The organism is Pseudoclavibacter terrae, from assembly GCF_008831075.1.
Lineage (GTDB): Bacteria > Actinomycetota > Actinomycetes > Actinomycetales > Microbacteriaceae > Pseudoclavibacter > Pseudoclavibacter terrae.
This window is the reverse complement of the sequence record NZ_WBJX01000008.1, coordinates 89,706-107,561: the sequence shown is the minus strand read 5'-3', so window position 1 is coordinate 107,561 and position 17,856 is coordinate 89,706. Positions and strand designations below refer to the sequence as shown.

Genomic DNA, 17,856 nt, shown 5'->3' with positions numbered 1-17,856 from the left:
TGCTCCGTCGCAGCGACCCCGCAAAAGACACACGTCGTCAGACGGGATTCGCCACGGCGCTCTTCTAAGCGACGTGGAACGTCGCGCTAGCCGATGCCACTTCGTACGATGGAAGGCATGGCTAGAGAACTGAGTGTGGAAGAAGCAGTCCAGCGCGCGCAGCAGCTCCAGGAAGACCGAATCGGCGCGATTCGCGGTCTCGCTGAGGCGCGGCAGAACCTCACGGACACCCGCGACGAAGCGGCGCGCAGGCTCGCAGAAGTGCAGCGCGAAAACGCGGAGCTGATCGCCACAGCCGAGCGCGAGGACGTCAAGCGATACGCGGCCGCGCAATCGGCCGGATGGTCCGCGGAAGAACTGCGAAAAGTGGGCTACCCTGAGCCCGAGAAAAAGACGCGCGTCCGCAAGCGCCAGGCGCGAAAGTCGCCCGCTGCAAGCGCGCCGTCGTACAGCGAGAGCGACGCCTCTAGCCTCGCTGAGCACAACTCGGCTGACTGACGTAACCCTCTGTCCACCTGTGGACGGCCTGAGCCCTGACGCTTCGCGGCTCCACCCGCCCACAGGTGGACAGCGGGACCCATTTGTCCGCCCGCGCACCGGCCACACCGTCACCTTGACGGGGCACGTCACGTCGCCTCTATGTGACCCGTGCACGGCCTCGTTGGATGGATGGTCCCCCTCCTCAGATTCTGTCACCCGAGAGACCCCGTCAAGGGCGCTCCGCGTCGCATGCGATGCGGCAAGCCACACCCCCTGACCGGGGCCTCGCTCAGTGAGGAGAGGCAGGTATTGGGAAGACGGGGAAGCTGGGGGCAGGCCGCTTATGCGGAGAGCTGCGTGCCGTCGAGCTTGGCGTCTTCGGCGGCGCGATCAAGCGCACGCGAGACCGACGAGCTACCGACGCCGAGCACGGTCGCGATGCGCTGGATGCTGTGCCCCTCCGCGCGCATGTTCAGCGCTTGCTCTGTGCGCTCGGGCGTCATCACTGACGGGCGGCCACCGACGCGGCCCTGGGCTCGCGCGTGCGCGAGACCGCGCTGCGTGTTCTCCCGAATCGTGTCCACGCGGAGCTGCGCGAACACGGCGACGATGCCGAACAATACGCGCCCCATCGGCGTGGTCGCGTCGATATCCGGCTCGGTCAGACTCTTGATGTTGATGCCGCGATCGTGCAGCTCACTGATGGCCTGAATGGCCATCGTCTCGCTACCCGCGATGCGGTCGAGACGGCGCACCATGAGGGTGTCACCCTCGCGCCAATAGTCGAGGCAAGCGAGCCACTGCGGACGCTCCGCGACACGGCTCGACTCTCCGTGATCGACGAACACACGCACAGCCCCCGCGGCCCGCAGCTCGGCCTCCTGCGCAGCCGGGTTCTGCTCACGCTTCGACACTCGCGCATAGCCAACGATGTTGCTCATGCGTAACCCCGTCTCTCAGTCTCGACCGACGCCGTAGGACTGCCCGGGCCGCTGCGGCGGCCGCTTGGCGGCGTCCTCGCTGGTGCCAGGTCGGGTGGCCCCGGTGGCCGGTTTCGGGAACGATGCCCGGTAGGGCGAGCGATCTCGCATCGGGTCGCGGCTCGGGTCCGGCGCGCTCACCTTCGGCGGCTGCGGCGGACGCTCCACGGCCATCGCCCGGGACACCGTCACCAGCGACGCAGGCTGCGGCGCATACTGCCCCCGGTCGGGACCAGAAAGCATCGACGCCTGGTTCCACAGCTCCGGGCTCACACCAGACACGGCGGGGCTGTAGTCGATGCGAAACGGGCTCAGCTCGGACACGTGCTGCATAAACAACTTCCCCGACCGGCCGTTGCCCTCGCGGAACGGATGCGCCTGGTTGACGTACGCGTAGACCTCGGCGGCAGCCGACGCGAACTGGTCGCGATCCATCGTCGACGAATCGGTCCCACGAATGATCCGGTTAGCGTCACTGAGGTACTGCGGGACGACGGCCGGGTGCGCGAACTCGCCGAGGTTCTTGCGGATGCCTACCGTGCGGTACTCCCCCGCCCACTCGTAGACGTTCCCAAAGAGCTCCTTGTGCATCGCACGCAGATGCTCAGCGTCGTAGGTCTTCGGAATCGAGACCGCACCACGCTCGATGTCGAACTGCTGCGCGCTGGTCTCGCCGCACTCCCACTGCGCCAAAACGGCCGCATCGCGCTCTCCGTAGAGGTTGCGCAGCACGGGGCCGCCCGGCTCCCAGAAATACGAATCCCAGGAGGAGAACCGCGACGCCATCAGCTCGCGATAGCGTGCGCACGATGGCGCTCGGCAGCGCCGGCCACGCGCCGGGCGTACTCGCTCTTATCGATCGCGCCGCGCGCGTAATCGTTCAGGTTCTCGACGTCTTCGCGATTCGGCACCCAACCCTCAGGCAAACTCGACGCGAACGTACTGACGATGTGCGTTCACGTGGCGTCGTCGAGCGGCGCGAACAGCTCCGGCCAGCGGGCCTCGATGTTGAAGTCAGCGGCCATGATGCCCCCTCTCGTCGGTCTCGTTCCAGTCGACCAGCTCACCCGAAAACGGTCTAGAGAGGGTTTCGGGCACAGCGCATCACGTAAGGCAGAGTCGTGAGATACAAAGCTCCCATGAGCCCAAATCAACGTGACCGCCGCAGAGACCTCAGCAAGAACTGGTGCCCCGAAGGAGAATCCTTCTCGTCGGCCGCGCGGCGTGTAAGCCAGTCGCGCATCGACGCGCTGCATCACGAGTTTGCAGACGCGAAGCCCGGCGAGCCCCGCGCCGCAATCCTCTTGCACGTATTTACCGACCTTGACCCGACCAATGCCGACCGCCAGATAGCCGGATCGCCCAGCGGGGACGGCGTGGTCGACGTCCTTCTCACGTCCCCGTCAGCTCCACTCGCCGCGCCTGAAATAGCCGAGATCACTTCTTCGTACGACACAACTTACGAGGCCTCGAGTGCCAACCTGAGCAAGTTCGAGAAGAAAATCCTCCAGACGTACCAGGGACACAGCTCTTGGAAGCTCGATCTCAACGGCGACTGGCATCGAGAGAAGCTGATGACCCTAGCGCCGAAGGTAGCGAAGGAATTGACCCACCTAGATCAAGCTGGGACGCCCAGTGAGACGACGCCCCTGAGCATAAGCCCACACGTGGACGCAACGAGGTGCGCAACGATCGGCGCGCCAACAGTGCAGACCTGGAGCAGGAGCGCGGGCGTTGCCGACTCCGAAGAGCCGTACCTGGAGGCCCTGAGCTGTTACCTATCAACCGACACAACCATCCAGAAAAAGCTCAAAAAGCTCAACAGCGAGAAGGTCAGACACGACGCTTCACGCGTCCACCTGTTCATCTCGATGGCTTCCACCGGGCCGCACGGGGCGCTACTACCCACAAGCCCGTCCTACTTCACAGAGGGCACGTTCACCGCACCCGCACCCCTGACTGACCTTTGGCTCGAAGGCAACACAGGCGCTCTCTACCACTGGTCGGACGCGGCCGGTTGGATTTTCCACTCCCTAACTCCGGACGACACCCCTACGGACTGAACACGCTGTCACCGAAAACGCCCGAGATGAAGTTTCGGGCCGAATCAGTTTCGGTGCACCTGCGGGCGGCGTGTCGACGTCGACGTCGACCGACTCGACGTCTCCCCCACAAACGATCGATTTCGGCGCAGGCGCTCTCGGTATCTGCCACCACTCAGGCACCAAAAACGCGACCCCGGCGCGTGTGAATCGTGGACCTGAACTCACAGGGCAGCAACCCGCCAAACGTGTACCTGCCAGTTCGGCGTACTCACGTGAGACGGCGCATACAGTGTCGTCTGGACAGCACGGGGAAGGGTTGGGAGGTACTCAACGAGCTCCTTCCGCTGGGCCATGGTCAGCGAGGATCCGTTGTTGCCGTCAACACGAAGCGGAAACATGCTCCGGCCTCCGTCGTATGGATAGTGAAGGAGCCCATGCTTCCGATTTGCTGGTGAAGCGAGTGGGGCCTTCTGGAACAGATCCCCCACCGCACTCTTTCCTCCAGCAAGGACAAACAAACAAAGCGACGCCGGGTGAGCCGCGCTGATCACAGCTAGACGCGCGATGTCACGGAGGATTGTCTTCGGGGTGCAGTGACCAGAGCCCGCCCATTTCGCCTCGATGCAGTGAGTCATGGCGCCGGTCGCACTCTCGATCAACGCGAAGTCGACTTCACGTTTGCGCCCCTTCCCACGCCCAAGCTTCTGCAGTGCGTCGACCGCGAAGCCTTTTCGCAGATCAGTGGTCCTGGTGTCGCGGTTCGAACCGACGATTTCAGCGATCAGCCCATGCAACCAGGCCTCATCGAAAGAATGGCCGCGGCCACACGCGAAGCCAAGCTCGAGACCGCCATAGCAGCCAGCGCAAAGCTTGCGGGGAAGGGTTCCAGCTTTATACGCCATAGACGAGTACTACCACCTGTCGTGACCTCCTTGCTCCACTCGTAGTGGCCGGCGCGCATAAGCTTCTGGGCCCGGGCCGCGCAGCATGCCCCCGCTCCCACGCCATACCCGCAACGGGATAGCCTCACGGGCATCAAACCGACAGGCCAATCGCCGCGAGTTTCCTAGATGCCCGTAGCTAACAGTCGAAACCAACTGACCTCAGAGTAGCTGTCGAGTCGGTGAACCCTTATGGACCGCTCTGATCCAACAGCGCCGCCTTCAGACCGGAAACGGTAGATTTCGACGCAGGTACTCTCAGCGTGTGCCTCCACTCACGCGTCCGCGCCTCAACATCTTTCCGAATGACAGATGTGTCCGGCTTCAGGTTGCGTCAACCTAGGGAACGTGCACGGACATGCCTGAGAGAGCTCCCGAACGACGCGCACTGCCTACGGCTCAACGCGACCGCCTCAGCAAGGCTCTCCTTGTGTACGTCACCGATGTAGGAGCGCCACTCCAGGACCTGATGATGGCTGACCCTGCCCCCGGGTCGCGATTTGCGACCTTCATGAACACGCCCGTTGAAGCACACTCACTTGGCGAGAGCCCAGTCGGCAATGCGATCGACAGTGTTGTCAGCGCCACGATTGCAGGCCTCGATCACACTCGCCTTCTGGCTACGGCCTTGGCTGATTCCGATGTTGCTTTTGCGACGGCTACGGTGACGCGTGGCGCGGTCGAAGCATTTGCGCGAGCATGGTGGCTCCTGTCGAGCGAAGACAGCTCGCAACTCGTTGTCCGGTGGCTCTCAGGGATGGCGAAGGAACTGTCGGTGGCCACTCATATCGATCCCAACGTGCCACTCTTCGACCTTGCAGGTGAAGAGACACCGGGCTCGCGACAGCATGAAGCAGTCCTCGACGACATCGAGCGACTGACAGGGAGCCGTAAACCCACGAGAGTTTCCTATACCGAGCTGGCCGTAGCACTGCAGGATGAGCTGAAGAATACGAACGGCCGCGCGTACTACTCTCATCTGTCTGCTGTGGCGCACGCCGAGCTGCTTGGCCTGCACGGCTTCATCAGCCCAACCAGCCAAGAAGTCACTTTCGTGACGCCCGAGATCTGGGGCGTGAACTACGCACTACAAGCCTTCGGAGCCGGGAGCCTGGTGGTTCGCCATCTCATTACGTCCTGCGGACCGAACCTTCCCCCTACGGACCCGATCGCCGTTGCGCATGACTGGGTGGCGGGCGAGCTGACTGAGGCACATCGACTTGCCTTCACGCGAACTTGATTCGGGACCGCGCAATCCTCCGCTTGACGCAGGAATGGGCAGGCGCTCGAACTGACGCCTGCCCACTCCCGATGACTACTTGATGATGAACTCAGTTCCGCAGTGGCCGCAACGCGCCTTGCCCGACGTCACCCTACTGAAGGGCCCAAGCTTGCGTCGGCAGTTCGGGCACGGGACATACAGAAGACCTGACACACGTCGCGTGCTCATCGCTTGGGACCCCCGTGCTTCGTGGGGTCCACGAGCGTGTACCCCTGGCCCGGCTTGGGTGTCGGGGGCAGCGGGTTGCCGCGAGTTGACGTGCGTTCATCCCCGGTGCGTCCACCGCGGGGTCCGACGATCTCATACTGCCCGGAACGAGGGGTACGGTCGCCGGGATTGAGAGTGGGCTTCGTCATGCTTATTCCTCCTAAAGGAACTAGCTGAAGTCGACGAGCCACCCGGTGAGCCCTTTGCTCACTTTGCGGGTCTGCCACTAGGGTGTTGATCACCGTCCCCGCCAGGAAAAGGTGCCCTCAACCCTGCAGCTCGGCTCCCCCGCCGTGTGGCAGGGTTGTCGTGCTTCAGTGCATCCAGGTTACTTACGACCCCCGACATTGCGGGCAACCGAATCCTGGAAAATTCGGCGTGTCGCACCACGTGCTCACGGGGTGTGCAATATGCACACTCAGTGATACATGCAGGTCTTCCAGGAACTTCTAGACCACCCGCCGCGGGAGGGTCACCAGAAGGAACTGGTGCGCAGCGGAGTTGGGGCACGACGCCTGGTCCAACCACTCTCGCCACCTTCGGAATTCCGGGAGCCCCCGAAGGATTGGCCGCTGCATGCCAAGAATACGCGTCCACCACGCCTCGCGCAAGAGAAAGTCCTGGTTAGCGTGACATTCACGCTTCAGATTTTGCCAAAATGTGGTTTGCATGCCAAGCAACACCTGGTTTAATCATTAGGTCGGCCATGGCTTGCGTGCGGTACTATGAAAGCACTTAATGTGATTTCCGGGACGGCATTCAGTGACGAAAATCGAAGTTTCGCGGCAGCGGGCGAAGCAGCTCGCCGCACGCGTCCCCAGGACGCAGGTCGCTCTGCGTTCATCGTTCGTGGTGTCGACCACCCCCGGGGTGGTGCCGCCGATGACGCAGTTGCTGCGTGGAGGACGAGGTGGCGAAGTCAAGCTGAAGCTACTTCTGTCCATGCTCTGGATCGGCGTCAAAGAACCCCACGACGTAACTCAGTCGGGGCGCGTTTGGGCCGAACTGATCGGCCTGGACGATGCGGAGACGAAGGGAGCTGCGCGAGTCAACGCAGCGGTTCGCCGACTAGTCCAGGCCGGGTTTCTGGCCGTCGAGAGCCGCCCAGGGCAGGCGTCTCGCGTCACGCTCCGCGAAGAGACAGGGACAGGTGCCACCTACAGCCACCCTGGAAGTCACTGGAATAAGAACAGTGTCGTCCCCACCAAGAACCCTCCTCGGTACACGCAGCTACCCGTAGGGATCTGGAGCTGCGGGTGGCTTGCGATTCTTACTGGTCCCGCTGTAGCTATGTTGCTGGTGCTGCTCGAGCAGACTCGCGGCAGGAAGTTTGATGGTCTCTGGTTCTCGCCTTCCGTGGCCGCCGCTCGCTACGGATTGAGCGAAGCGACCCGGCGCAAGGGCATCGCCCAGCTCGCCAAGCTCGGAGTGATCACCGTAGATCACGCCCCCGTGGGGAGAGGAACACTCTCGGAGACCAGGCGCAGAAACACCTACTCCATCCACATGCACCGACTCAGTGAACACCCCGAGGAACCGTCGACGATTACGAAGATGGTCACGGGTTCGCAGCACCTGACGAAGGAGGATCTGGTCAGTTTCCTCGAGTCGGTGGGCCAGCCGGACCTGGCTCAGATGGCCCGGGAACGCATGAAATCAGAAATCATCGACTCCGACCCGGAGCCTCCTGCACATTGAGGGCATACATCGCACGTGGCCGAAGCTCGTTGAGCAGGGGCTCAGTGAACCTCGAACTACGCGACTCAAGGATTTCGTGTTGCTTGCTCACTGAGACCGGCGCGGCACCTTCCGCGTAAACGATCGTTTGCCAGCCAGGGTCAGCGTTCCAAACAGACCGCCGCTCCCGGGCGCTGCAAGCGAGAGGACACCAGGGATCAGGAGCTCAACGGCGACCTCGGGGCGCCCTTACGCTAGCCCCAGTCACTCGGGGAAGCGGGACGCGCCCGATCGGTGTCGGCGGTCCGTGGAACGCTCCCCGCATGATCGAACCAGTTGAGAAGGTCACTGAGCAGGCGCGCTAGCTTCCCGAGCTCTTCGGTGCGAAACGGTCTCGGAGCGGGTCGCTTCACGCTGGACGAAGCGCATCGTCTGCTGGCGTCCCGTCGCGACCAGACCCGTCGACGGCTTGTCCTGGCTGCTCCGGGCGAACCTCCCCCGCTGCGTGAAGTCGATGGCACGGCTCGTGCAGGCGCCCGTCACCGTCGAAGGCAAGACGTACGAGCCGGCGATGCTCGACCCGCTCGACATGTTCGATGGGTGGCTCGCGATGCTGCAATGGGTGACCGATGGAGACGTGCGCGCTGAGGTTCGCCACGCGCTCGAAGCTAGGACGATACGCGAGAAGGAATGGGCCATCTCGCACGGACGCGCGCAAATCCGAGGCACCGTCACTCTCAAGGGCGATGCCCTCTCCGCCGAGCGCCTTGCATCCGAGGTGTCGATCGCGTTGCTCTACATGGCCCAGCGGGCGACAAGGAAGAAGGCGTGGTGAGAGATCCCGCCCTGCGCTTGTCGGGGTGCGCGAGGGGTGCCCCTCGCCCGAGCTGCCCGCAGCGAGGCCGACGACTCGAAGCGGGGCTAGTCAGCCTTTTCTTCCCACGCGCTGCTGGCCTCGGCGGCGAGGTCCGGTCCCTGGCGTGGCTTGCCCTTGGGGCGGTCGACGGTGACATTCTGCCCGCGCAGGCTCACGGTCACGTTGTCGGCGTAGACCTTCTGTCGGATGGTGCCCGCCTCGTCGACTTCCTCGATGAGGCGGCCGGTGAACTCCAGCGCGACGTTCCCGCACCTGGTCGCGAGGTCCACGACGGCCGCGGCGAGGTTCCCGGTGACGTGCACGTCGTAGACGATGCGCGGACCGGACTGCCACTCCCCCGATTCTTTGTCTCTGTAGCGGCGCGAGCACGCGATGCTCGCGTACGTGTACTTGCCGCCGTCTTGGTCGCGGAACAGGGTCGGGGTTTTGGTGAGGTTCCCGGTGCGGGTGATCTGCGTGAACATGCGCCCTCCTTGGCGTCGCCGTGGATGTCTTGGGGGTCAATGGAGTTCGTAGGTGATGCCGTCGATGCGCGCGAACCCGTCGCCCTCGTAGATGCCGCAGCGGTGGCCGTGTGTGCCGTACTCGTACCAGTGCGCGTCACCTTGTTCGACGCTACCGGCATCGACGGGGCGCAGCTGCTGCACGCCGAGCTCCTGAAGCGCGTCGGGGCTCGAGCCCGTGTACGTGACCAGTGCGGCGCCCTCCTGGTGGATCTCATAGACCCCTGAGCTGTCCTCGTTGCGGCCGATGAGGGTCATGCGGCACCTGCCTCGGTTTCGGTCAGCTGGTGGTCGTCGACGTGGCCGTCTCGCACGAGCTCCAGCGCCTCGACGTACTCCCAGACGGTCGTGTGCTCGACGAGTGGGATGACGTCGGCTTCCCAGTCGTCGCCGTGCTCCAGCGCGGCCCACCGGCTCGCGAGCTCGACATCGGTGTCTGCGATGAGGGTGGCGGTTAGGGTGATGAGTTCAAGCATGGTTCTAGTCCTTTCGTGTGTGGCAATCTGTGGGTGCTGCGAGGGCCGGTTTTCCAGAGCACCCGGCCCTCGCCGTCTCGTCGTTTAGGCGGGGCGGTGGTCACGGTCGTAGCGGCCGAACCAGCGGAAGAAGTTCATGTCGAGGCGATCTCCGAAGCGGCGGATGCCGTCCGCGAGGTCCATCGTTTCCTCGGTCGCGGCGGCATTGATGTCGGCCAGGCTGAGCGGCACCGTCTCCCACATGCCGTAGCGGGCGAACCAGACGTCAATACGGTCGAAGTCCTGCTCGACCTCCCCCACGCCTTCACCGTTGATCACGGCGGCCACGCCGCGATCCACCGCGATGAGCATTTGCGGGCCTGGCCCGTGGGTGAGCGTTGCCGGGTCGAAGACTTCGTCTTCGAGTCGTGCGGCTTCGGCCGCGCGAGCGCGGGTAAGAAGGATGTCTGCGTCGAGCTTGATCGCGACGGCTCCTGTGGGACGTTCCATGGTGTGGGTCTCCATCTCTCATCGTTTTTTGCCTGGGAGGCACGCAGTGTCGATCAGGACGAGGAGTGGAGCAGCAACCCGAAGGGCAGCGGATGGAGAGAGTTTCGGGCCGGAATTAGCGAGCCTGCGAGCGCGGGTCGAAAGTCTCGGAGGAGCTGGCCCGCGCAGCGGGCTTGTGCGCAATGGAGCGTCCGTACAATCGCCGCAGGCTTCCAGGCAAAAGAACGAGCGCCGCAGGCGCGAGAGAAACACTGGCCGCGCAGCGGCATCCCTCGCGACCGCAGGGAGCCTCTTGTCGGCTGGGGGTGCGCGAGGGGGATGCTTCCCCATCGCGGCGGCCGCCAGGTCGCCTGGGTGCGGCTGGGGCCTCCCCCGCGCCGCACCCAGGGCGCCTAGGCCACCTCGGCGGCTGCCTTCTTCGCTCGGGCTTCTTCGAGCTGCGCCGAGGTGCGGTGGTCCTGCACCTCGTGCCAGGGCGTCTTGTCCGTCCAGCTGTACTGCGTTTCGACGGCGACGGTCTTTGCGTTGCAGCGGGCGACGACGTACCAGGTGCCGCGGACCCGCACGGCGTCGCCCTTGGCTACGTTGTGGCGGCCGTAATCGGTCGCCTGCCCGCTTGCGATCTGCTCGGCCCTGACGCTTTCCCAGAACTCGATCTGGTCGCGCAGCTCCGCGAGGTGCGGGGCCAGCGCTTCCGCGCGTGCGGCTTGCTTCTCGGGCGTCGCGTCCTGGTAGCCGTGCTCGTAGGAGTATGTCTGCTCCGTGATGCGGCGTTGCATGCGCCGCTCGTCCGCTTGCAACTTCTCAATGCGGTTCGCAACCGTGACCGGATTGTGGCGGGCTCCGTTGGCGCTGGCCGCGATCTTCGCGCGACGCTCGGCCTCTTCGGCGGCCTCGTTGGCTTCGACGCTCTTCCCCATGCTCGACCATGCCCGGTCCAGGGCCTTCCGGTGGCGTCCCTCGGAGTGGTGGCCCACTTTGATGGGCTCGCCACCCTCGGGCAGTCGGTCGACGTCGTGCAGATGCTTGGACCAAGCGGCGTCGGCGTCGGCCGCCTTGCGGTCGGCTTTCGCGTCGAGCGCTGCGGCGCGGTCATTCGCTCGTTCCGTGCGGGCGGCGTCTACCTCTGCAGCGCTGCGGGTCCTCTCGTCGAGCTCAATGGTGACTGTGAAGCCTGCGGCCTCCAGGGCTGCGACCGTGGGGCGGATCACGTGGTGCTTGGGGCGGCGGTCGCGGCTCTGCGGCACGTACCAGGCCCCGAGATTGCGGCTCCAGCGCCAGCGCTGCTCTTTGAGGACAGCGGCGCTGCCATCACCGCGGGCTGTGCCCTCGATCAACGTTCCTGCCTCGTGAGTGTGAATGATCGTGAGGACGCTGCGCGTCCGCTCGCCCATCTCGCCGGCCCTGTCGGTGGCTGTGTGACTGTTCACCATGTACTCCCAATCTCTCCATCGTTTTTTTGCCTGGAAGGCACGCAGTGCCGATCAGGACGAAAAGTGGAGCAGCAACCCGGAGGGCAGCGGGTGGAGAGAATTTGGGACCGGAACAAGCGAGCCTGCGAGCGCGGGTCGAAAATCTCGGAGTAGCTGGCTCGCGCAGCGGGCTTGTGCGCCACGCAGCGTCCGTACAATCGCCGCAGGCTTCCAGGCAAAAAAACGAGCGCCGCAGGTGTGCAGCAAGCACTGGCCGCGCAGCGGCACCCCTCGCGACCTGAACGGGCGCCTCAGTTGGGCGGGGGTGCGCGAGGGGGATGCTTCCCCCTCGCGGCGGCTGCTACGTCGTTCTTCCCGAGTGTTGCCGGGGCGGCGAGCCCATACGCGGTCGTGGCGTCAGGCTTCGAGGGGGAATTCTTGGTGGCGGGTTCGAGGTTGGCGGCGATGTGCACGACAGTGCTAAGGGGCAAACCTAGATAGCGAGCGTGGTGCGGCCACGGTCGTAGTGCTCGCTCGGGGCACTAATTGTTGCGGCCGCGATCCTAAGAAGCTCCCAAGATTCTGCTACTCACTGAGTGCAAGAACCGCGTGCGCCTGGGCTCTCCTCTTCGCGACCATGTGGCATAAAAATCTCTTCTCGAGCTCGGGCCGCATACGCTGGACCGCGCCGGGGCGGCTCGTCCGATGCGGTCCGGTCACTCTGGAAGTTCAGCACTTCGAAGAACTGAGTGCAGAACCTAGTGTGATCGTAAAAGAAGAATTGCGTTGCGTTCACGTTCTAAGTGCTCGCGAAGCGCCCGGGCCAAGTTCTTTCCTTCCAGAGATACGAGAGATGCGTGAGATCCCGCATCTCCACACCCGACCGGCCCGCAGGCCAGGAGGGGAATCTTGGCGACTAGGAGTTCGTTGCTCAGCAACGCGTGGGCTCGTATTAGACGGGGGCTTCGAGAACTGCGCACCATTGCGCAATGGATTTGCCCGCAAACAGTTGCATGGGCAACTGCGTTGCCCCCCAGAGCCTCCAAGGCGCGCAGTTCCGCGATCGGCACCTCGCACGCACCGGTCAAAGCAGTCGACGTGAGACCCCAAGTCGCTTCAATTTCAAGGGCGATCCGGGCCCTCTGTAGATCAAAGATCGCAGCAGCGTTTCCCACAGGAACGCGCACACCTTTGTTCGCGTCTCTTACGAGAAACCCTTCTGCTACGAGTCTGTCGAGAGCAGTCCTGAGTGTGTGTCGACTGACCCCAAGTTGTTTGACGAGTGGCTCCTCCCGCAGAAAATCACCGTGAGCGTACTGACCGTCAATGATGCGTCGGCGTACCTCGCTCGTTGCCCGTTCGACCACGGGCTTTTTTCCGGTCATCTCCACACTCCAATCTTTGGCAAGGCTGCGCCGGCCACTCGCGCCTCTTGAAGAACCTGCAGGTCAGATATTTCAGTGCTTTGGAGAGCTGGCGAGCTGCGTGCACCGAAGAGCATCACCTGAAACCGGCGTGGCAGATGAGCCTGCCTACTGCCCTTGCGGGTCACGTGCGCTCGTCACGAGAACTGACTGATGTGAGGCGTCTGAAGAGTAAAATTATGCAAGCTTGTCGCATGAATGATTACGACCGTTTCCCCGCGTGGAGCGGCTGGCCCGCCCGGTCTAGATACGAGCAGACCAGCTGCACTCTATTTCACGCTGTGCACCACTCGACACCCCTCCCGCACCTCGGCGGTCAGTGGGATCGGGCGCGTACTTATTTCTACTTCTTCGCGGATGTGCCCAACTTCGACGCGCATACCTTCCGACTCATCTAGGAGTGTATGCAGGTGCCGTGTTACGACGACGCGTTCTGATGACTGTAGCCAGCTTTCGTAGGATGCTTCGCTGTCCCAAAGCGAAGTTATGAGAAGCCGCCGGGAATCTGTGTCCCAAATGATCAGCTCACCTCTTAGTAAACCATAGGAACCTGCTGCTTCAATAATCCGCGTGGTCCTGTACTCATCTACGACCGCGGAGAGCTTACCCGGTCGGGCCAGCAGCCAAAGGAACGACTGCAAATATTCAGTGTTCTGATTGCTAATCATCAGGTACTTATTGGGCGAGTTGCGGCTCGACCACCGGGTTTGACGAAGTGATGTCAAGCGATCGCCCCTTAGGCTCTGGCATGAAAATCACCACAATTCCACCGAAGAGGGCCAGCCCGATGACGATAAAGGCGACGTTGATGCCGTTACCGGCGGCGAGCAGCGCGGTGGCGACCAGTGGCATTGTTCCGCCGATGAGTGCAGCAGAGATGCTGTAGGGCAGGCCGATGACGGTATTGCGAATGTCGGCATGAGAGATCTCGGAGTAGACCGTCGCTTGCGTTGCGGAGGTCAGTGCCACGAACAGGCAGCCGACAATGTCAACGACAAGGAAGAGGCCGAAGCTTGGGGTCTCCAGGAGCCAGAGCAGCGGATAGGCGAGGATCGCGATGCCGAAGAAGTGCGTGAGCAGCAGTGGCTTTCGTCCGATCTTGTCGGAAAGTCCGCCAAAGATCGGAATAGCGATGGCCATGATCACGAGTGAGATGGTGCCGCCGAGGAGTGTCTGCTCGAGGGGGAGTCCTGCTGCGAGATGTGCGTACGTGGGCAGGAAGACGGTCCAGAGGTAGTAGGCACCCGTGTAGCTCGAGATCGCGAAGATGCGCAGCATTGTGAGCTTGTGACTCTTGAAGACTTCCTTGATTGGTGACCGCACGATCTCGTTGCGCTCGGAGACGGCTTGGAAGGTCGGGGTTTCTTCGGCGCTGGTGCGAAGGTAGAGCCCGACCAATCCGAAGACAGCTCCAAGCAGGAAGGGAACGCGCCAACCCCATGCTGCGAGCGTTTCCGGGTCGAACACTTGAGTGACGATGACGCCCGTGGCTGTAGCTCCGAGCGTCCCGAGCACGCAGGTGAAGAGCGTGATCGATCCGAAGAGTCCTCGGCGATTAGCCGGCGCATGCTCCACCACGAAGCTTGAGCCACTCTGAAACTCGGCGCCCGCGGAGATTCCCTGCGCGATGCGTGCAAGTACGAAAATGATGGGCGAGAACACGCCGATCGCCTCGTAGGTGGGCGTGATGGCGAGGACGAGGCTGCCTGCGGACATCATGAGGATAGCGATGGAGAGGAGGCGTTTTCGCCCAACTCTGTCCCCGAGTGGCGACAGCAAGACGGCGCCGATCGGGCGCGCAGCAAAGCCGACCGCGAACGTCGTGAATGTTTGCAGAAGCGATGCGAAGTCAGACTCTCCGTGGAAGATCTGGGTGGAGAAGACCGTTGCGAGCACCGCGAAGATGCCCCAGTCGTACCATTCGACGAAGTTGCCGAACGAACCGGCGATGAGCGGCTTAATGCTGCCTCGTCGAGTGCTGTGCGTGGTTGACATGGTTTCCCTTTTCGTTCTGAGCTGCACCCGTCTCGGTTGGCGGGAGTCTTGCTCGCTTAGTTGCGGAGATCGCGAACGGTGTCGCGGACTTGACGCAGAAGGTCGCGGCTGTCGATGACCTGGCCGTTGCGAATGGTCACGTCGATGCCTCCGGTGCGGCGTTGATTTCCAGCAGAGTCGGAGATCAGGTGTCCGTTGCCGTAGAGCACCTTGAAGTTGCGGAGGGGGTTCTCCTCGAGAACGATGAGGTCCGCGATCTTGTTCGCCTCTACGGTCCCAACCTCCCCTTCGATGCCCAGGAGTTCGGCTCCGCGCAGCGTCGCAGCTGAGATGACCTCGAGCGGCTGCATCCCTGCCTCACGCATCAGCTCCAGCTCATCGACGAAGGAGAAGCCGTAGTGCGAGTGAATGAACCCCGGATCGCTTCCGATGCAGACACGACCACCACGGAGGGAGAAGTCACGAACGAACTGCATCCAGACTTTGTAGTTGCCCTTCCACGCCACTTCTTCCTCAGTTCCCCAGTTACCGAAGAACGAGCCGTGCCGGTGATCGCAAGGGGTGAAGAAGCGTGCCAGCTGAGGAGACACATAGTCGGCGACCCAGTCGCGATTCCGTGCGCGTTCTGCGTCGCGAGCTGCACTGTAGACAGTGAATGTCGGCACGAGGGTCGTATCCAAGGCAATAAGTTCGTCCAGGAAGTCTGACCATGCGGGGTCGCTTGGACCCGCCCCCTGAGTCCAGAGCTTTCCGGCTTCGGCGAATCGGGTCCGCTCATCCGAGTAGTTGTAATCAGCTGGGGTCGCGGGGAGCAGACGGTCGCGATACATGACTTCCGCCTGACCGTAGGAGTGCTCGATGCTGCCGAGCCCCCAGCGCGCCGTCATGAGTGCGTTAGCGCGTGGTGTGGATTGCTGAGAATGGTGGCAGGCCGACCCCATTCCCAGGGCGCGCGTCTCTTCCAGGGCGCCCTTGAAGAGGGCGGGGGCGGCGCCGAAGAACTTGACTCCTTCGGCGCCGCGCTCACGTGCTCGAGCTACCCATTGCCTCGCAGTTTTCTCTGAGGTGACTGGCTCATCGCTCTCTGCGCCAAACGCGAGGTAGGGATGAATGCTCGGCGCGAGAAGTTCCCCGGAGCGGGAGCGGATTGCCGCCTCGCGCATCTGGTCGAAGGGGATCCCGAGCGACCCAACTTCGCGCACGCGGGTGATGCCGTGGGCGAGCCAGAGCTTGTAGACGTAGTCGACGGTCTCGACCTGGTCCGGTGCGCCAACGTGTGCGTGCGCATCGATGAATCCGGGGAGTACGTACGCCCCGTCAAGATCGAAACAGTGCTCCTCGCGGACCCCGCTGGGTTGTACGGCGCTGTAGTCGCCACTAGCGAGACCGCCAAACGAATCGTGCTTGTTTGTAACGCTGAGGATCCGGCTGTCACGGATGACGACATGTGTCGGCCCGAAGGCTGGCCCGCCAGTGCCATCGATGACCGTGACATTCAGCAGCGCCCATGGAGCCCCCGACTGCGGGGTGAACTTCCGCAGCCGTGAGAGCTCGGCCGAGCCGTTGGTGAGCGTCGCCATTCTGTACCCCATTCGCCTCATTGCGGTGGTGAGAGTGCTCGGAGCGGCAGGTGCCTTCAGTTATCCCGAGACCATCCCGCGTCGTTGGTTACAAGCTAGACCTGATGAAACAAAACTTGCAAGAGGCAGGCAGAAATTGATCTGTATTTTGTCGTAATACTGTCATACAGCAAGCTCGCAACGCACGTGCTGCACGATCGAAGGCAGAGCCGGGGCACAAACTCAAGACGCTTGCGGAACCAAGCGTCGTCGTCGGTGGCCGCGGAGGCGCTGCGCATGCCCCCTCAGGACGGGTGGTTTCAAGCAGCCTTGACAGACTTGGACACCCTCACGTCGCCCCGAAGGTGGCTACCCTGGCGCCTGAACGGAAGATGCAGCGCGTAGGAGCGCGAGTACACCGCCACCGTGCTTACAACGGCAGCGTCACGGCATCGAATGATCCCTAAGTGTCATTTCAACGGGAGTTGAATCGCATCAATCGAGCTAGGGAATTAGAAGCGCCTGAACAGGTCAAAGCGATCCCATTCGAGCTCGGCTTGTTCAATGGCCGTCGTCGCGCGCGATGGGTCGACTGCGACGAGTTCGGCAATGAGTCCGTGCACTACCGCTGTTGCGCTCGTGAGCGATGGCGAGAAACCGATGCCCTCCGTCGGAACCTTGATGCATTCGGAGCACTGTTCTTCGATCTCGCGGGTCACTGTCTCCGTGAGAAGGACGATCGGGATACCGCGTGCATCACACGCTTGAATGGCTCGATAAGCGCTTTCGTAGAGGCGCCAGAAGCTGATGACGACGACCAGATCTTCTGAGGTGAGAGTGGCCAACGTGTTCGGTACCTGGGCTTCGTCCATAATGAGCCGGGCATCGTATCCGTTCAAGGAGCAGCCATGCGCGAAGATCATTCCGACGCCGGCATAGCTTCCACGAGCTAAGACGATGATGCGACGGCTCGCTGCCAGTCGGCGGGCGGTCCGGGTGATCTGCTCCATGCCAATTGAGTGCAGCACTGAAGCGAGGTTCACCTGGTCACGTGTAATCGAAGCAAGCATGGGCTGCTCTTGCCCACTCTGACGTTGCGCCGCGAGGCCAGTCGCACTGAGTGATGAGAGGTAGCGCGCGCGAAGTTCCTGCTGGAGAGCTGGCCATCCGAGGTAGCCGAGCGACTGAGCGGTTCGGGAGACCGTGCCAATACTCACGCCGGCCTTCTCGGCCACTGCCCGAACCGAACCGTACGATGCAAGGCGAGGATTTACTTCAAGAGCGCGTAGTACTTCCTGAGCCTTGGGCGTGAGCGCGGTCGAGCTGACAAGACTCTGCACCCAGGCACCGATGTCTTCACGCTGATCTTCCGTCACGTCGTCTCCACCTGCTACAAGTTTGACGCTCCATGTGTCATTTCTACTCAGAGCAATTCTTGAAGCGCCATGCTCATCGTTCGACGGAACCGACCGAACCGTTCGCCCCGGAACGAGACTATCTCGTGACAGC

General features: G+C 62.7%; 19 protein-coding genes. 5 read left to right on the top strand and 14 right to left on the bottom strand.

Going from position 1 to position 17,856, the window contains the following annotated elements; translation table 11 throughout:
• Nucleotides 1-117 precede the first annotated feature (117 nt).
• Entirely contained in the window at nt 118-498 is a 381-nt protein-coding gene (locus F8O03_RS17920) for a hypothetical protein (protein ID WP_151425098.1), read from the top strand.
• Nucleotides 499-821: 323 nt separating this feature from the next.
• Here the strand turns inward: F8O03_RS17920 and F8O03_RS17915 are convergent, their stop codons facing one another.
• From F8O03_RS17915 to F8O03_RS18485, 3 genes are read right to left on the bottom strand one after another with little or no spacing between them, the layout of a single operon-like run.
• Nucleotides 822-1,421 carry a recombinase family protein gene (locus F8O03_RS17915; protein WP_151425097.1) on the bottom strand — a complete coding sequence of 200 codons (600 nt, stop codon included), beginning with the start codon at nt 1,419-1,421 and terminating at the stop codon, nt 822-824.
• A 15-nt stretch (nt 1,422-1,436) separates the two neighbouring features.
• The gene (locus F8O03_RS17910; protein ID WP_151425096.1) at nt 1,437-2,246 is read right to left on the bottom strand and encodes a Fic/DOC family protein; all 810 of its coding nucleotides are present in this window, start codon (nt 2,244-2,246) and stop codon (nt 1,437-1,439) included.
• The gene (locus F8O03_RS18485; protein ID WP_280115591.1) at nt 2,246-2,386 is read right to left on the bottom strand and encodes an antitoxin VbhA family protein; all 141 of its coding nucleotides are present in this window, start codon (nt 2,384-2,386) and stop codon (nt 2,246-2,248) included. The genes F8O03_RS17910 and F8O03_RS18485 overlap by 1 nt, the downstream gene beginning before the upstream one ends.
• A gap of 213 nt (nt 2,387-2,599) precedes the next feature.
• Here F8O03_RS18485 and F8O03_RS17900 point away from each other — a divergent pair, with 213 nt between their 5' ends.
• Nucleotides 2,600-3,523: a hypothetical protein gene (locus F8O03_RS17900; protein ID WP_151425095.1), complete on the top strand. Its 924-nt coding sequence runs from the start codon at nt 2,600-2,602 to the stop codon at nt 3,521-3,523.
• Between the two features lie 203 nt (nt 3,524-3,726).
• Here the strand turns inward: F8O03_RS17900 and F8O03_RS17895 are convergent, their stop codons facing one another.
• Nucleotides 3,727-4,407 carry a hypothetical protein gene (locus F8O03_RS17895; RefSeq protein ID WP_151425094.1) on the bottom strand — a complete coding sequence of 227 codons (681 nt, stop codon included), beginning with the start codon at nt 4,405-4,407 and terminating at the stop codon, nt 3,727-3,729.
• Nucleotides 4,408-4,876: 469 nt separating this feature from the next.
• On the opposite strand from F8O03_RS17895, the gene F8O03_RS17890 reads away from it, so the two are divergent.
• Nucleotides 4,877-5,686 carry a hypothetical protein gene (locus F8O03_RS17890; protein WP_151425093.1) on the top strand — a complete coding sequence of 270 codons (810 nt, stop codon included), beginning with the start codon at nt 4,877-4,879 and terminating at the stop codon, nt 5,684-5,686.
• A gap of 206 nt (nt 5,687-5,892) precedes the next feature.
• Here F8O03_RS17890 and F8O03_RS17885 read toward each other — a convergent pair whose 3' ends face one another.
• The gene (locus tag F8O03_RS17885; RefSeq protein WP_151425092.1) at nt 5,893-6,084 is read right to left on the bottom strand and encodes a hypothetical protein; all 192 of its coding nucleotides are present in this window, start codon (nt 6,082-6,084) and stop codon (nt 5,893-5,895) included.
• Nucleotides 6,085-6,697: 613 nt separating this feature from the next.
• On the opposite strand from F8O03_RS17885, the gene F8O03_RS17880 reads away from it, so the two are divergent.
• Nucleotides 6,698-7,633: a hypothetical protein gene (locus tag F8O03_RS17880; protein WP_151425091.1), complete on the top strand. Its 936-nt coding sequence runs from the start codon at nt 6,698-6,700 to the stop codon at nt 7,631-7,633.
• Nucleotides 7,634-8,126: 493 nt separating this feature from the next.
• Complete coding sequence (locus F8O03_RS17875; protein ID WP_151425090.1) at nt 8,127-8,447, top strand: hypothetical protein; 321 nt, start codon at nt 8,127-8,129, stop codon at nt 8,445-8,447.
• An 86-nt stretch (nt 8,448-8,533) separates the two neighbouring features.
• Here F8O03_RS17875 and F8O03_RS17870 read toward each other — a convergent pair whose 3' ends face one another.
• From F8O03_RS17870 to F8O03_RS17830, 9 genes are all read right to left on the bottom strand, one after another.
• Entirely contained in the window at nt 8,534-8,953 is a 420-nt protein-coding gene (locus tag F8O03_RS17870; RefSeq protein ID WP_151425089.1) for a single-stranded DNA-binding protein, read from the bottom strand.
• A 36-nt stretch (nt 8,954-8,989) separates the two neighbouring features.
• On the bottom strand, nt 8,990-9,250 hold the full coding sequence (locus F8O03_RS17865; protein WP_151425088.1) for a hypothetical protein: 261 nt from the start codon (nt 9,248-9,250) through the stop codon (nt 8,990-8,992).
• Complete coding sequence (locus F8O03_RS17860) at nt 9,247-9,468, bottom strand: hypothetical protein (protein ID WP_151425087.1); 222 nt, start codon at nt 9,466-9,468, stop codon at nt 9,247-9,249. The genes F8O03_RS17865 and F8O03_RS17860 overlap by 4 nt, the downstream gene beginning before the upstream one ends.
• 84 nt (nt 9,469-9,552) lie before the next feature.
• The gene (locus F8O03_RS17855) at nt 9,553-9,957 is read right to left on the bottom strand and encodes a hypothetical protein (RefSeq protein WP_151425086.1); all 405 of its coding nucleotides are present in this window, start codon (nt 9,955-9,957) and stop codon (nt 9,553-9,555) included.
• Between the two features lie 392 nt (nt 9,958-10,349).
• Nucleotides 10,350-11,387, bottom strand: coding sequence for a DUF3560 domain-containing protein (locus tag F8O03_RS17850; RefSeq protein ID WP_244296368.1), 1,038 nt, complete (start codon nt 11,385-11,387; stop codon nt 10,350-10,352).
• A gap of 740 nt (nt 11,388-12,127) precedes the next feature.
• Nucleotides 12,128-12,754, bottom strand: a complete 627-nt coding sequence (locus F8O03_RS18635) for a GntR family transcriptional regulator (RefSeq protein ID WP_167516641.1) — start codon at nt 12,752-12,754, stop codon at nt 12,128-12,130.
• A 714-nt stretch (nt 12,755-13,468) separates the two neighbouring features.
• Nucleotides 13,469-14,788 carry an MFS transporter gene (locus tag F8O03_RS17840; protein WP_151425084.1) on the bottom strand — a complete coding sequence of 440 codons (1,320 nt, stop codon included), beginning with the start codon at nt 14,786-14,788 and terminating at the stop codon, nt 13,469-13,471.
• A gap of 56 nt (nt 14,789-14,844) precedes the next feature.
• Nucleotides 14,845-16,368, bottom strand: a complete 1,524-nt coding sequence (locus tag F8O03_RS17835; RefSeq protein ID WP_167516640.1) for an amidohydrolase family protein — start codon at nt 16,366-16,368, stop codon at nt 14,845-14,847.
• 491 nt (nt 16,369-16,859) lie between these two features.
• Complete coding sequence (locus F8O03_RS17830) at nt 16,860-17,723, bottom strand: MurR/RpiR family transcriptional regulator (RefSeq protein WP_167516639.1); 864 nt, start codon at nt 17,721-17,723, stop codon at nt 16,860-16,862.
• Nucleotides 17,724-17,856: the final 133 nt, after the last annotated feature.

Excerpts from the sequence above, each read along its gene's own strand:
- F8O03_RS17910 (WP_151425096.1), bottom strand. The coding sequence starts at position 2,246 with ATGGCGTCGCGGTTCTCCTCCTGGGATTCGTATTTCTGGGAGCCGGGC.
- F8O03_RS17915 (WP_151425097.1), bottom strand. The coding sequence starts at position 1,421 with ATGAGCAACATCGTTGGCTATGCGCGAGTGTCGAAGCGTGAGCAGAAC.
- F8O03_RS17835 (WP_167516640.1), bottom strand. The coding sequence starts at position 16,368 with ATGGCGACGCTCACCAACGGCTCGGCCGAGCTCTCACGGCTGCGGAAG.
- F8O03_RS17885 (WP_151425092.1), bottom strand. The coding sequence starts at position 6,084 with ATGACGAAGCCCACTCTCAATCCCGGCGACCGTACCCCTCGTTCCGGG.
- F8O03_RS17865 (WP_151425088.1), bottom strand. The coding sequence starts at position 9,250 with ATGACCCTCATCGGCCGCAACGAGGACAGCTCAGGGGTCTATGAGATC.
- F8O03_RS17920 (WP_151425098.1), top strand. The coding sequence starts at position 118 with ATGGCTAGAGAACTGAGTGTGGAAGAAGCAGTCCAGCGCGCGCAGCAG.
- F8O03_RS17875 (WP_151425090.1), top strand. The coding sequence starts at position 8,127 with ATGGCACGGCTCGTGCAGGCGCCCGTCACCGTCGAAGGCAAGACGTAC.
- F8O03_RS17840 (WP_151425084.1), bottom strand. The coding sequence starts at position 14,788 with ATGTCAACCACGCACAGCACTCGACGAGGCAGCATTAAGCCGCTCATC.
- F8O03_RS17855 (WP_151425086.1), bottom strand. The coding sequence starts at position 9,957 with ATGGAACGTCCCACAGGAGCCGTCGCGATCAAGCTCGACGCAGACATC.
- F8O03_RS17870 (WP_151425089.1), bottom strand. The coding sequence starts at position 8,953 with ATGTTCACGCAGATCACCCGCACCGGGAACCTCACCAAAACCCCGACC.
- F8O03_RS17895 (WP_151425094.1), bottom strand. The coding sequence starts at position 4,407 with ATGGCGTATAAAGCTGGAACCCTTCCCCGCAAGCTTTGCGCTGGCTGC.
- F8O03_RS17860 (WP_151425087.1), bottom strand. The coding sequence starts at position 9,468 with ATGCTTGAACTCATCACCCTAACCGCCACCCTCATCGCAGACACCGAT.
- F8O03_RS18635 (WP_167516641.1), bottom strand. The coding sequence starts at position 12,754 with ATGACCGGAAAAAAGCCCGTGGTCGAACGGGCAACGAGCGAGGTACGC.
- F8O03_RS17900 (WP_151425095.1), top strand. The coding sequence starts at position 2,600 with ATGAGCCCAAATCAACGTGACCGCCGCAGAGACCTCAGCAAGAACTGG.